The following is a 14,014-nucleotide window of genomic DNA, read 5'->3' as shown; positions in this document are numbered from 1 at the left end:
CGACACGCTGTTGGCGGATATCGACGCAGCGCGCGCCGAGGGTCTGGCAGCGGTGACCGCAGCGACGGAAGCCGAAAATCTGGCACGTGTGGAGTCGGGACTCTTCGGGCGCAAGTCGACGCTCGGCCAGATCAAACGAGCTTTCGGCTCGCTCGCGCCCGAGCTGCGCGCCCCAGCCGGCCGAGCGCTCAACGAGGCCCAGCAGGAGCTGCGTGCCGCGTACGACCGAGCCGCCGACGCAATCGCTGCCAGAGCACGTCGTGAGCAGCTGCAACGAGAGTGGCAGGACCTCACCGAGACGCCGCCGGGGCCAAACCGGGGGCACCTGCACTTGGTCACACAGACCACCGAGCGACTCGAGGACGTGTTCGTCGGCATGGGCTTCACGGTGTCCGAGGGTCCCCAAGCCGAGACCGACTGGTACAACTTCGAGGCGCTGAACCTGCCCGCTGCGCACCCCGCCCGTTCCATGTGGGACACGCTCTACCTGGACTTGGGCGAGCGAACCGAACTTGGCGACGGCGAGGGCGGCGAGGCGTCCAACGTGCTGCTGCGCACCCACACGTCGCCCGTGCAAATCCGGGTCATGGAGGTTCAGCCGCCGCCGATATACACAATCTGCCCAGGACGAGTGTTTCGTCGCGATACCGCAGATGCCAGCCACATGCCGGTGTTCCACCAGATCGAAGGCCTGGTGGTGGACCGGGGCATTTCGTTCACCGATCTTGCGGGCACGCTGGAAGAGTTCACCTCGGCCTATTTCGGCAAGTCGATCTCGTCACGGCTGCGCCCCTCGTACTTCCCGTTCACCGAGCCATCTGCCGAATTCGACATCACCTGCGTGCTCTGCGAGGGCTCTGGCTGCCAGACCTGTCAGCGAACCGGCTGGATTGAGCTGGGTGGCTGCGGCATGGTGCACCCCAACGTGCTCGCCAACTGCGGTATTGACTTCGAGGAATGGACCGGGTTCGCATTCGGCTTCGGCATTGACCGGTTGGCGCTGATGCGCCACGGCATCGACGATCTGCGAGACATGTACACCAACGACATTCGATTCCTCAGCCAGTTCTGATGCGGGAAGTCACACCGATGAGTGTTCGCGCACCCGTGGGAGGCATGTCGCGATGAAGGTGCTGCTGAGCTGGCTGCGCGAGTTCGCACCCATCGAGGGCGATCCCGCCGAGCTGGCCGATCACTTGAGCGATCTCGGCATGGCGGTCGAGGGCATGCGCATCCTGCCGCCGCTTGACGGTGTCGTGGTGGCGCGAGTGGCGGGTTTGCGACCGCATCCGGAAGCCGACCGCATCCAGTTGGTTGATGTAGAGCTGCCCGGCGCTACTGGGGAGGGCACCGACGGTGCGCTGCAGGTCTGCTGCGGTGCGTTCAACATGTCAGTCGGTGATCTGGTGCCGCTCGCGACGATCGGCACGAACATGCCGGGCGGCCTCGAGATTGGCAAGCGGCGCATGCGCGGCGAGGTGTCCGAAGGCATGTGCTGCTCGGCCGCCGAGCTCGGTCTGGGCGCCGACGCCGAAGGCATCATGATCCTTCCCGACGGGTTGGAGCTGGGCGCTCCGCTGATGGACCAGATCGGTCTTGCCGGCGATGTGCTGTACGACCTCGAGGTCAACCCGAACCGACCCGATGCCATGTCGGTAGCCGGCGTGGCTCGTGACCTGGCCGCACGCCTCGGCGTCCCGTTTCAGATACCGGAGCCGACCGTTGCCGAGACCGACGAGGACATCTCGACGGTGGCGTCAGTGGAGATCATCGACGCCGATCTGTGCGGCCGCTTCGGCGTCCGTGTCATCCGGGACACCTCGATCGGCCAGTCGCCGCTGTGGATGCAGTTGCGCCTCACCCTGTGTGGGATGCGGCCCATCAACTCGGTCGTGGACGTCTCCAACTACGTGATGCTCGAACTGGGCACGCCGAACCACACTTACGACCTGGCGCTCGTGCCCGAAGGTCACTTGGCGACGCGGCGCAGTACTGGTGGCGAGAGCTTGGTGACGCTCGACGGCACCGAACGCGAGATGCTCCGCGGAGAGGGCCTGATCGTCGATCGTCATAACCGACCCATCGGCATCTCGGGCGTCATGGGCGGCGAGAACACGGAGATCAGCGACGGCACCTCGGCGGTGCTGCTCGAGCTCGCTTGGTGGGATCGCCTGTCGATTGCCCGCACGTCCCAGCGGCTCGGTCTGCGCTCGGAAGCTTCAATGCGCTTCGAGCGAGGCACTGATCACGAGCTGGTGTCGATCGCGTTGGATCGGTTCTGCGAGCTGCTGGACGGTGTCACCCCCGGCGGGGTGTCGGTGTGCCGTGGTCGCCTCGACGGCCGAGGCGCCCTGCCCCCCATATCCCATGTCCATGTCCGCCCTGCCCGCATGGGCCACCTGCTGGGAAGGCCATTCACCGCAGCCGAGCTGCGGGATCTTCTCGATCCCATCGGCCTGCGCTGTGCCTCTGGCACTGACGGGGCGCTGGAGGTGACCATTCCGAGCTTCCGGCCTGACGTCGTCACCGAGACCGACGTGGCCGAGGAGGTCGCCCGCCACTACGGCTATGGAAGGCTCGGACGCACCGTCCCACGCTCACCCGAGCCAGGCAGGCTGACGCCAACCCAGCACCTGCGCAGGGATCTTCGTCGTGTGCTGGTCGGGGCCGGCCTGTCCGAGGCCATGCCCAACCCATTCCTGGCGCCCGATGCACTGCGCCGCGCCGGCATCGACAACGCCGAGCCCGTCCGCCTGCTGAATCCGCTCGCCACCGAGGAATCCGTGCTGCGCCCGTCGCTGCTCCCCGGACTGCTGACGGCAGCCGCATACAACACATCTCACCGCAACGACGCCGTGTCACTGTTCGAGATGGGCGTTGTGTTCGCATCTCCCCCCGGCGATTCGTCTCCCAGCACGCTGCCGACAGAAACTGAGCAGCTCGGCGCCATCTGGGCCGGGGGAGAGGCGGCAGAGGCCGTCCGCCTGTGGAATCTCATGTTGACGGCATTCGGGCTTGACGCGTCGTTAGCGAACGCCGGCGATCTCGAAGGCATGCATCCGGTGCGCGCAGCCCAGGTACTGCTGGGCGGGCAAGCCGTCGGCGTCGTCGCCGAGATCGACCCGATGGTGTGCGAGCGCCACGGTCTCGCCCAGCGCTGCGCTTGGCTGCAAGTCGACATGGAGCCGCTGCTCGAAGCGGCGGCCGCCATCGCAGACCACCCCTACCAACTCGTCTCCACCTACCCGTCAAGCGACATCGACCTGGCGTTCGCCGTCGCCGACGAGATTCAGGCATCGCAAGTACGAGACACACTGCAAGCCGCAGGCGGCGATGAGCTGCGCTCTGTAGAGCTCTTCGACGTCTACCGAGGGGATCAGATGACCCCGGGCACGCGATCGCTGGCATACCGCCTGCGACTGCAGGCCGACGACCGAACGCTCACCGACGACCAAGTAGCCCAGATCCGCCAACGCTGCATAGACGAAGTCGAAAGCACCCACAACGCCCATCTCCGCTAGCCGGGGCCGAACGTGTCACGAGACGAGGGGTGCATGGGGCGCGGGATACCCACGCGCAGTTCGCGGCGCCCCGATCCAATGTCTCCTACATGCGTCTAAACACGCGCAATACGCTAGTCAGCGCACAGCACAATATGCTAGTTGCAGCACGGGCACGGCGACATGCGCCGCGAGAGTGACAACCCCGATCATGCCCGGAGGAATTATGCCTGCCCCCAACGAGAAGTTGGCAGCTTCGATGGAGCAGTTGCAAAGCGTCCAAGGTGAGCGGCGTGTCCTGCGCTCCGCAGAGCTGTCGCGTACTCATCGAGACCGCTTGGTCCGAAGCGGTCTCCTGCGGCGTGCCACCAAGGGATGGCTCTTCGTCACGAACCCGGCCGACTCGCCTGACAACGCGACGGGATGGTATGCGTGCTTTTGGGAGTTCTGCGCCAGCCTATGCGAACACCGATTCGGCGATTCATGGCACCTCTCATCAGAAGCCTCGATCCTGCAACATGCCGGCGTTGATGCAATTCCCACCCAGGTGGTCGTCTGCTCACGTCTCGCTGGGAACCACGCTGTCCAACTGCCGCACGGCACGTCGCTGCTCGACCTGAGACTCAAAGAAGAGGTCAACCCTGACGATGTGACCGTCAACGAGGACGGGCTCCGAGTCCTGACCCCATCGGCAGCTCTCATCGGATCGTCGGCACACTCGTTCAAGACGCAACGCATCGCAGTGACAACGGTGCTGGCACGAATGGACGATCACCGCTATCTCCTGGGGCGGCTTCTCGACGGAGCGCACACGACGATCGCTGGGAGGTTGGCCGGGTCCTTCAGATCAATCGGCCGCGAAGACGTCGCTGACGACGTGATCCGCGGGATGAGGAGCGCAGGTTTCGATGTGCGCGAAACCTGCCCCTGGGAATACACCACAACAGTGGGACTGCACACACCCGTCGGGCATCCGGCTGCCATCAGGATTCGGATCATGTGGGAGAGCCTTCGGGATGTGGTCATCGCGATCATGCCGCAAGCAAGCGGGCCGCCTACCAACACCAGCGCCTACCTCTCTGCCGTCGACGACCAATACCGGCTCGACGCCTACCATTCGCTGTCGATAGAGGGGTATCGGGTTTCTACTGAGCTCATTGAGCGAGTCCGAATGGGAACATGGAGTCCGCGCTCCAACCCCGGCGACTCTTCAGATCGTGACGCGATGGCCGCACGGGGCTATTGGCAAGCATTCCAGCAGGTCCGTGACACCGTGGAAGAGGTCCTGTCAGGCGCCAACTCAGCTCGACTGGTGCGCGACCGGCATCAAGACTGGTACCGGGAACTGTTCGGTCCATCAGTGGACGTAGGGCTTGTCACGCCAAGCGATCTCAGCGGCTATCGAAGACATCCCACATATCTCAGGGGCTCGCGTCATGTGCCGATGCGATGGGAAGGGGTACCGAGCGCCATGAAGGAGCTCTTCGAACTGATGGACGAGGATGAGGAACCAGCTGTTCGAGCAGTCCTCGGGCACTTCTTGTTCGGGTTCATTCATCCCTACGCCGACGGCAACGGCCGCATGGCCCGTTTCATCATGAACACCATGCTCGCGTCAGGCGGCTACCCGTGGACAGCCATACGTGTCGCAGACAGGAAGATGTACATGGATTCGCTGGAAGCTGCGAGCCTGGACCAGATGATCGAGCCATTCGCAGAATTCATCGCTGCACGCATAGCGGCAACCCCGACCGGCAGGTAGCCGACATCCGCCAGTAGTGCATCAATGTGCAGCCCTTCATGCACCCCGGGGCAACGCCAGATCAGTAACCCAAGTCCAAGTACACCGGCCCGACCAACGGCTCGCCAGCGATCTTTCGGGCCACGTTGGTGGTGACACGTTCTGCGAGCAGCACTAAGCCCATCTCCGGTGTGTTGCCGATGTGCGGAGTGATGAGGCAGTTGGGCATGGCCCAGAGCGGATGATCGTCCGGCAGCGGCTCCGGATCGGTCACATCCAGCGCGGCGCCGCCGACCTGATCCGTGCTCAGGGCCTCCACAAGGTCGTCAGTGACGATGTGGCGGCCGCGGGCCACGTTGATGATCCAAGCGTGATCGGGCAGGGCCGCCAGCTCCACCGCGCCGATGATGCCGGCAGTGTCGGGTGTGAGTGCGAGCGCCAGCACCAGCACATCGGTGCCCACAAGGACGTCGGCGAGCGCATCGGGACCGACCACCTGCGCCGCACCGTGCATCGGTTGAGGACGATTGCGCAGCACGGTCACCTCGCAGCCGAACGGCGCGAGCAGGCGCAGCAACGAGTCGGTGATGCCGCCTCCGCCCAGCACCGTCACCGAAGCACCCAGCAGGTTGCGCCCCTCGGGTGCGCTCCACTGTCCCGCTCTTGCGTATGTGGCCATTCCGCGCATTCCGGCCAGCGCCAGCATCAGCGCGTGCTCGGCGACGGGTTCTGCATATACGCCCTTGCCGCAGTACCACTCAATGGCTGGCCGGGCAGTCACGACGTCAACCACCGGCTCGATACCGGCGTAGGGGAGCTGCACCCATTCGATGCCGGGATTGGCATCCACCATTTCCCCGATCAACTGGGCCTGGGTGGGTTCGGCCCACACGAGCGCTGATGCCCCATCCGGGGCGCTCACCGTGCCCCCGCCCCGCATGACAGCCTCAGCCAGCACTGGACGCCGCCAGCAGTCGGGCTCGACGGCGACGAGTACGCTCATCGTGTCGCCCTCCGTCCGCTTCTCATGCGACTCACGTCCAAATCCCTCAACGAATGTCGGCGGCCAGACCGCCGTCGGGAGCGATGATCTCGCCGGTCACGAAGCTGGCTTCGTCGCTGCACAGGTAGAGGCAGGCATTGGCGATGTCGGCGGGCTCGCCCAGGCGGCCCAACGGGGTCTCCCGCTCGCGTTCACGCACCCACTCGTCGCTGTCGGTCATGGAGGCCGTCATGGATGTACGGATGTACCCGGGTGCGACCGCGTTCACCCGGATGCCGTAGCGGCTGAGTTCAAGGGCTGCGCAGCGGGTCAGCATCCACACGCCGGCCTTGGACACGCAGTAGTCCGATCCGCCCTGCAGCGCCATCAAACCCGCCACCGAGGCGATGTTCACGATGGCACCGCCCCCGCTGTCACGCATGCGGCGCGCGACCGACTGGTTCGTGAGCATGACACCGGTCAGGTTCACATCGATTACTCGCTGCCACGATTCCAGTGACTTCTGGAGTAGCCACCGGTCGCCCCGTTCATAGAAATCCTGGCCGACTTGCTCGGGGATCTCCCGGCTGACGTAGCCGGCGTGGGAGATGCCCGCAGCGGCCACGCAAGCGTCGAGCCGCCCGAAAGCAGCCACTGCGGCTTGCGCCATTGCCTCGTTCTGTTCCTCATCGGCAGTGTCGACCTGGGTCCAGGTCGCCTGACGTCCACGGTTGGTGAGCTCGGCCGCCACGGCTTCGGCCCGGTCAGGGTTGAGGTCGGCCACCACGACCGAAGCACCCTGCTCGGAGAAGCGCAGCGCGCACTCACGGCCGATGCCGGAGGCGCCGCCAGTGATCACAGCGACCTTGCCTTCCATGCGACCCACTGCTTCGCCTGATGCCGCTCCATATGGCGCTGTGCCTTCGTTGTCTGCCATCTCCGTAGTCCTCTCGTCGTGCTCCGGTTGTGTTCTTGCCGGTCTGTGTCGCTGGAAGCGCCCCTCAGCGGCCGGCGGCCATGACGCCGCCGTCAGGAAAGATGATCTCGCCGGTCACGAAGCTGGCATCGTCGCTGCACAGGTACAGACACGCATTGGCGATGTCGTCAGGTAGGCCGAGCCGCCCCAGCGGCGTCTCGCGTTCACGTGCGGCCACCCACCGCTCATTGCCCAGCACGGCACCGCTCATCGACGTCTGGATGTAGCCGGGACCCACGGCGTTGACGCGGATGCCATAGCGACTGAGCTCCAGCGCCGCGCAGCGCGTCAGCATCCACACGCCGGCCTTGGAGACGCAGTAATCCGAGCTGCCCTTGAGCACATTGGTGCCGGCAATGGACGAGATGTTGACGATCGCGCCGCCGCCGTTGTCCTTCATCTTGCGGGCCACGGCCTGATTGGTGAGCATGACGCCGGTCAGGTTGACATCGAGCACTCGCTGCCACGATTCGAGCGATTTGTCGATGAAGAACATGTCCCCGCGGTCAAAGCGGTCCTGCCCCGCCTGCTCGTCGATCTCGCGGCTGACGTAGCCGGAATGAGAGATCCCTGCCGCAGCCACGCACGCGTCGATGCGCCCGAAGGCCTCAACGGCGGCGTCTGCCATCTCATCGTTCTGTTCTTGCTGCGAGGTGTCCACCTGCACGGCGATGGCGTCTTGGCCCAACGCGTTGATCTCGTCGACGACGGTCGCAGCGCGTTCGGGGTTCAGGTCGGCGACCACGATGGACGCGCCTTCGGCAGCAAAGCGCAGCCCACATGCTCGCCCGATCCCTGACGCTCCGCCGGTGATGACGGCCACCTTGCCCGCCATGCGACCCTCTGGGCTGCTTGACGCCGCTCCATGCGGCGCTGGGCTGCTTGATGCCGCTCCATGCGGCGCTGGGCTGCTTGATGCCGCTCCATGCGGCGCTGGGCTGCTTGATGCCGCTCCATGCGGCGCTGGGCTGCTTGATGCCGCTCCATGCGGCGCTGGGCTGCTTGATGCCGCTCCATGCGGCGCTGGGCTGCTTGATGCCGCTCCATGCGGCGCTGGGCTGCTTGATGCCGCTCCATGCGGCGCTGGGCTGCTTGACGCCGCTCCATGCGGCGCTGGGCTGCTTGATGCCATGATCCCTCCCGCTCTCGCGTTGATTGCGACGGTCCCGCTGCGGCATGGCTTCGAGGCCCTACCCGCGATGCGTCCAAGATCATGCCCCACCGGCACGCAGCAGGTCGTCTGAACGTAGCCGTTCAGTCGGCGTTGCTCACCCGGGACTTCAGACTCTCGCGTCGTCCCCGGATGAGCCGCCAGGTGACGCGTTCGTGACGGGGCGAGATGCCCATGGCTTGGCGGATGATGCGTTCGTCGACGGCGTCGGGGGCTGGCGAGAAGCCGATCTCGGTGGCCATCCGGACCCCATTGCGGGCGAAGAACGACGAGGCGATGCGCTCGAATTGGGCCAGCACCTCCATCTCGGGTTCCAGCTCGCCGGCCACCGAGCACAGGTAGGCGAAGTTCTTGATGAACAGCATCAGCTCTTTGGGGATGCGTGCGCCGTTGGCCAGCAGGCCCGAGATCAGCGCACGGAATTCGGAGGTGAACTCGTCCTCAGTGAGTTCGAGCGGGTCGAAGCCCGGCCGATCAAGGCGCAGGTCGGCGATGACTCGTTCGGGACTGCTGCCGGGTCCGAAGGCTCCCAAGTCGATCATCCCGGAAATCTGAGACTGCAAGTCGCCGGTGAGCAGCCCGACCACGTAGCGAAGGAAGGCAACCCGCTTGTGCCCTTCGAGCCGGCCGGTAATGCCGAAGTCGACCAGCCCGATGACGGGCGGCTCGCCGGGCGACGTCCCCTCGGTGTCGATGAACACGTTCCCGGCGTGGAAGTCGCCGTGGAAGACGCCCGTCATGCAGGCACCGTGGAGCAGGGCGTCGTTCATCTGGCGGAAGATGGCTGCAGCTTCGCCGTCGGCGAGGTCTTCGGGCCGCAACTCGCTGAGCGGGCGCCCGGCGACCGGGCTCATCACGATCACCCGCTCGGTGACAGCATCGAGGAGCGGTTCGGGCACCTCCCAGCGTCCGGTGGTGGTGGCGCGGAGCGCACGATCCACCTCGAAGAGGTTCGCCACCTCGACCCGGAAGTCGAGTTCCTCAGTGATGGTCTGGGCGAACAGTTCCACGAGCGCCGGCGGATTGGCCAGCGCGGTGATCGGGATGCGGCCGACCAGCTTCGGCGCGATCCACGCCAGCACCGCCAGGTCGCGTTCGACACGCCGGCGGATACCGGGTCGCTGCACCTTGACCATGACACGTGTGCCATCACCAAGCCAGCCCTCGTGCACCTGGGCGACGGAGGCTGCTGCGGTCGCCTCGGTGTCGAAGTGAGAGAAACGCTCGTCGAGCGGGCCCAATTCGGCCTCGATGACCTCGCGGATCGCGGCCCACGGCTCGGCAGGCACTTGGTCACGGCACAGCCGGCACTCGGCCACGAGCGCATCGGGGAAGACACCCTCGCCGGCGGCGATGAGCTGGGCCAGCTTGATGTAGGCAGGGCCGAGCTTGGTTGCCGCCACCCGCAGCCGCCGGTAGATCTGCTCTCGCCGCTCCTCGGGATCAAGCCGTCGGTCGAGCAATCGACCGGCGTAGGTGGCCCAGCCGATACGAGCTGCAGTGACCATCAGTCGAAACACGGGCGGGAAGCGCGGCTGTGCGATCAGCTCGGGAACGCTGTCGTGGATCGCGCGGCGCAGCGGTGCCACCGTGGCCAAGTAGCGATCGCGCTCCGGCGAGGTCCCGACGTCGGCGTGAGCGCTGGCCGGCGGCAGCGTTCTCGCCGGTATCCGTGTCGCCAATGGCGCCGTGTTGAGTCGCAGGCGCATGCGGGACGGTCCCCAGATCCCCAGCGAGAGCGGCTTCCACTCGACCGGCTCGTCCAACTCGAAACTCTCGACGTGCTCGACGAAGACCCGCAGTGCTTCCTGCAGCTCTGCCCGGGCCAGGAATGCCCCGAGGCAGTGGTGCGCACCGCTGCCGAAGGCCAGGTGCGGATGTTCGTGGGGGACAGCTGGATTGAACTCGTAGGGATCGAAGCTGTGCTCGTCGGGGGGAGACTCTTGCGAGGCTGGGCGATTGGCGTCGGGCGGTGTCCCAGCGTGGGCCGGGCAACCGCCCGAAAGGCTGGCCGCGTGCAGGCCGATCATGACGACGGTGCCTGCGGGGAACAGCAGACCATTGACGACCACGTCGGTGGTGGCGATGCGCATCGCCGTGCGCACTGCCCCGATGTAGCGCAGCGATTCCTCGACGTATGCCGGTATCCGGTCGGGATCGGACCGCAGCGCCGCATATTGCTCCGGCCTGTCGGCGAGCACCGCCAAGGTGGCCCCGAGCTGGTTGCGTGTGGTGTCGGTCCCGGCGATCAGCAGTGCCTCGACCATGCCGATGAGCTCGTCTTCGCTCAGCCGGTCACCCTCATCAGACACAGTGATGAGTTCCGACAGCAGATCGTCGGCTGGTTCGAGGCGTCGGCGCTCGATCAGGTCGACCACATACGCGCCCAACTCAGCCTGTGCTGCGGCGATGTCGCCGAGCCTGCGGACCACGGCCTCGGTATCGCCGTCGAAGAGTCCGAATATGGTTTCGGCCCACCGGCCGAACTGACCCCAGTCATCGTCGGTCACACCGAGCAAGCGGCAGATGACCGGCACCGGATACGGGTCGCACAGGCCCGAGACGACTTCGCCGCCACCTGCAGACACCAACGGATCGATCAGCCTTGCTGCGTGGGCTGCCATGAACGGTCGCAGCCGGTCCGCCGCCGCGGGCGTGAAGGCACGGCCGAAGAGCCTCCTCAGGCGGCGGTGATCATCACCTTCGAGTGACAGCACGTTCGGTCGGGCCCTCATCGCCTCGTCGCCAGCGCTGACGGGTGCATCCCGGCGGGCCCGCACCATGAAGGCGTTGAAGTTCACCGGTGTGCGCCCGGCGCCATCGAGCGCTGCTCCGTCGAGCATCGCAACGCCGGCCAGCATCGAGATCCATGCCGGGCCGCGCAGGATCGCGCGCGCTTCGTCGTATCCGTGAACGAACAGTCCGAATGGCGTGCGGACTACCCAGTCGCCGGTGCGGCTCAGCTCGCGGCTCATCGCAACCAAGTCGGCGAATTCCCCGATAGCGAAGTCTGCGAACGGCACCGCACCCTCGTCATCGATGGATCGGGTCGGCGCATCAGGTTTCTCGAGCGCGGTTGCGCTGCTGTTCACACCCCTATCTCATCACGCGTGCCACCGGGTTCCACCGCGCGTCGCGTCGGCATCGGTCAGCCGGCACGACAGACTGCGTTGATGCGCCACCGCCGCCGGTTGAGGGCGACCATCGTCATCGTGCTGGTGCTCGGCGCATGCTCGGTGCATGAGTCGACCCGGTCAGGGGGCTTGGTCCCCCCGGCCAATCCTTCGCCTACTACTTCGCCGTCACCGACTGTCGTGACGATTGCCGTCGACGACGACCTCAGTACCGCCACAGGTGATACCTCGCGGGCAACCGTGCCACCTTCGACCGCTGCCACGCTCGTGGCACCCGTTGCCACGCTCGCGGCACCCGCTACAGAGTCGCCGAGTGCCACCAGTACCGCCGCCGGGGACCCCGCGGTGACGCAAACGACCGCTCAGCCGTCGCCGACGGCTGAGCCCGGTACCCCTGCTGATGCGAACCAGGTGCTTGTGACGGCTCAGCCCGACTCTCGTGCTGATGCGAATCAGGTGCTTGGAACCGCCGAGCCTCTCGACGGCTTCGGTGAGGGCGTGCTGGCGGTCAGCGGCCCAGCCGGTACGCACGTGTGGCCGGTCATCGTCGCCGACACCCCCTTGGCGCGCCAGCGGGGCCTCATGGGCGTCACTGACTTCGCGGCACTCGGCGGCTACGCAGCGATGGTGTTCGTCTTCGACGGCGACACGAGCGGTGCCTTCTGGATGCGCGATACACCCCTGCCGCTGCGGATCACGTACGTGGATGCGGGCGGCGCCGTGGTCTCGTCAACTGACATGGTTCCGTGCTTGTCGCCGACGCCTTCTGACGAGTGCGACCGGTATTTCCCCGACGGCCCGTATCGCATCGCGGTCGAACATCCCGGGGGCCCCGACTACGACCTCGGTCTCGACAGCGCCACGTCCATCACACTGGAGCGCTGACGGTCTCGATGTCTGCCGGGCGCACCTTGCATCGGAGCGTCCAGATACGGGCTGCAAGGCCACAAGGCCCACTACGCTGCGGGCACGTGGCCGCACGACGTGAGCCGGGTCGAGACAGACGCACGGGAGCTGAACACACACCATGCTGAGATTCGCTGAAGAAATTCTCCTCCTGCTGCTGCGAGACGACGACGGCAAGCTGATCCATGTGCCTGAGCGCACTCTCGACCGGGTCATCGCCGGTGCGGTGCTCATGGACCTGGCCATGGAGAACCGGATCGACACCGATCTGGAGAAGCTCATGCTGATCGATTCGACGCCGATCGGCGACGGCTTGCTTGACCCTACCCTCGCCCAGATTGCGGCCCAGCAGGCCGAGAGCGACTCGCGCTATTGGGTGGAGTTCGTGGCTGCCCGGGCCGAGGGCATCCGCGAGGAGGCGTTTGCGCGGCTGGTCGACAAGGGCATTCTCGAGCGCAAGGACGACCGTCACCTGTGGGTGTTCCGGTCTCGCCGCTACCCATCGGTTGACGGCAAGGCTGAGCGCGAGGTGAAGCTGCGCATCATGGGCGTGCTGTTCAGCGACGAGATCCCCAGCCCCCGTGACATCGTGATCATCGCGCTCGTGGACGCCTGCGGCATCTTCGGCGAGTTGCTCCCCAAGTCCGAGCTGGAGCTCGCTGCGCCGCGCATCGAGCAGGTACGCAAGCTGGACCTCATCGGCCAGGCCATGACGCAGGCCATCCGTGACATCGAGATGTGGCTGGCCAGCTCCACGGTCAGCCGCTTCATGCTGTAGACGCTTCGGCGCAGCCCCGGCTGCGAGCGGGTTCTTGGGGCACCTGCTCAGTCTTCGAGCGTCTCGCTGCCTCGGTACATGGCCTGACGGCGGACACCGCTCACGTAGGTCGCCACGGCGTCGTCTGCGGGCGTGCGCTCGGGGTCCCAGCGTCCCCAGTGGATGAGCTGGTCGAGCGGGTGGCGGTAACGCGACTCGGCGCGCCGGTGCGGCCAGCCGATGGGAATCGTGGCGATCGGGGTGAGCGGCTCGGGCACGCTGAGCAGCTCCCTCAGTTCCCGAGCGGTCGTGTCCTCGCCGCCCCCGCTCAGCCACGCTGTCGTGAGACCGTATGCAGCGGCCGCGAGATGCATGTTCTGGGCTGCAGCGCCGACCGAGGCCAGCAGGATCTTCTCGTTATTGGCGTCGTACTCACGAGCCCAGCCGTCGTGGTCGCTGACGGGGTACGAGTCGACCCAGCGGGGATCACAGAACAGCAGCACGATGGCCAGCGAGTTGTGGAGCCAGTGCTTCTTGTGGACGTGGGGGAAGCCCCGGCAGTGCGCCACGAGCCGATCGGCCTGCCGCACGAACACGTCCGAGACTGCCAGCACGTCGGCCCGCTGCGCCGCGACGACGAAGTGCCAAGGCTGGGTGTTCGCTCCCGACGGTGCCCAGCGGCCGGCCTCGCAAATCCCGCGCAGCACGTCGGTGGGCAATGGCTCGGGCGGCGGTTCGAAGCTGCGAACAGAACGCCGCAGCCGGATGACCTCCATGAGCGACTCGAAGCGCGGGGCTGTCAGATCGTTGTAGGACGGGGCAGGGGCAACCATGATCGCAAGCTAGT

Annotated in this window: 11 protein-coding genes; 6 read left to right on the top strand and 5 right to left on the bottom strand. The window is 66.1% G+C overall.

Annotated features, from left to right (window positions below):
* The first annotated feature begins 19 nt into the window (after positions 1-19).
* From pheS to ACOCMM_RS13810, 3 genes are all read left to right on the top strand, one after another.
* Positions 20-1,072 carry a phenylalanine--tRNA ligase subunit alpha gene (gene pheS / locus ACOCMM_RS13820; protein WP_419554886.1) on the top strand — a complete coding sequence of 351 codons (1,053 nt, stop codon included), beginning with the start codon at positions 20-22 and terminating at the stop codon, positions 1,070-1,072.
* A gap of 52 nt (positions 1,073-1,124) precedes the next feature.
* Complete coding sequence (gene pheT, locus ACOCMM_RS13815; protein WP_419553715.1) at positions 1,125-3,521, top strand: phenylalanine--tRNA ligase subunit beta; 2,397 nt, start codon at positions 1,125-1,127, stop codon at positions 3,519-3,521.
* 205 nt (positions 3,522-3,726) lie between these two features.
* Complete coding sequence (locus ACOCMM_RS13810) at positions 3,727-5,262, top strand: Fic family protein (RefSeq protein ID WP_419553714.1); 1,536 nt, start codon at positions 3,727-3,729, stop codon at positions 5,260-5,262.
* A 61-nt stretch (positions 5,263-5,323) separates the two neighbouring features.
* On the opposite strand, the gene ACOCMM_RS13805 is transcribed toward ACOCMM_RS13810, so the two are convergent.
* The 3 genes from ACOCMM_RS13805 to ACOCMM_RS13795 form a co-directional block, all read right to left on the bottom strand.
* Positions 5,324-6,244 carry an NAD(P)-dependent oxidoreductase gene (locus tag ACOCMM_RS13805; protein ID WP_419553713.1) on the bottom strand — a complete coding sequence of 307 codons (921 nt, stop codon included), beginning with the start codon at positions 6,242-6,244 and terminating at the stop codon, positions 5,324-5,326.
* 46 nt (positions 6,245-6,290) lie between these two features.
* Entirely contained in the window at positions 6,291-7,160 is an 870-nt protein-coding gene (locus ACOCMM_RS13800) for an SDR family NAD(P)-dependent oxidoreductase (RefSeq protein WP_419553712.1), read from the bottom strand.
* A 64-nt stretch (positions 7,161-7,224) separates the two neighbouring features.
* Positions 7,225-8,034 (bottom strand): SDR family NAD(P)-dependent oxidoreductase, encoded by an 810-nt coding sequence (locus ACOCMM_RS13795; RefSeq protein WP_419553711.1) that lies wholly within the window; start codon positions 8,032-8,034, stop codon positions 7,225-7,227.
* 17 nt (positions 8,035-8,051) lie between these two features.
* Between ACOCMM_RS13795 and ACOCMM_RS13790 the strand changes: the two genes are divergently transcribed.
* Positions 8,052-8,333, top strand: a complete 282-nt coding sequence (locus tag ACOCMM_RS13790; protein ID WP_419553710.1) for a hypothetical protein — start codon at positions 8,052-8,054, stop codon at positions 8,331-8,333.
* A 120-nt stretch (positions 8,334-8,453) separates the two neighbouring features.
* Here the strand turns inward: ACOCMM_RS13790 and ACOCMM_RS13785 are convergent, their stop codons facing one another.
* The gene (locus ACOCMM_RS13785) at positions 8,454-11,462 is read right to left on the bottom strand and encodes a cytochrome P450 (protein ID WP_419553709.1); all 3,009 of its coding nucleotides are present in this window, start codon (positions 11,460-11,462) and stop codon (positions 8,454-8,456) included.
* 81 nt (positions 11,463-11,543) lie between these two features.
* Here ACOCMM_RS13785 and ACOCMM_RS13780 point away from each other — a divergent pair, with 81 nt between their 5' ends.
* Entirely contained in the window at positions 11,544-12,389 is an 846-nt protein-coding gene (locus ACOCMM_RS13780; protein ID WP_419553708.1) for a DUF192 domain-containing protein, read from the top strand.
* Positions 12,390-12,531: 142 nt separating this feature from the next.
* Positions 12,532-13,188, top strand: coding sequence for a GOLPH3/VPS74 family protein (locus ACOCMM_RS13775; protein WP_419553707.1), 657 nt, complete (start codon positions 12,532-12,534; stop codon positions 13,186-13,188).
* Positions 13,189-13,235: 47 nt separating this feature from the next.
* Here ACOCMM_RS13775 and ACOCMM_RS13770 read toward each other — a convergent pair whose 3' ends face one another.
* Positions 13,236-14,000 (bottom strand): nitroreductase family protein, encoded by a 765-nt coding sequence (locus tag ACOCMM_RS13770; RefSeq protein WP_419553706.1) that lies wholly within the window; start codon positions 13,998-14,000, stop codon positions 13,236-13,238.
* Positions 14,001-14,014: the final 14 nt, after the last annotated feature.

The sequence above is a fragment of the Candidatus Poriferisodalis sp. genome (assembly GCF_965198245.1).
Lineage (GTDB): Bacteria > Actinomycetota > Acidimicrobiia > Acidimicrobiales > Poriferisodalaceae > Poriferisodalis.
The sequence above is the reverse complement of the archived record's forward strand: the minus strand, read 5'-3'. Positions and strand labels throughout refer to the sequence as shown.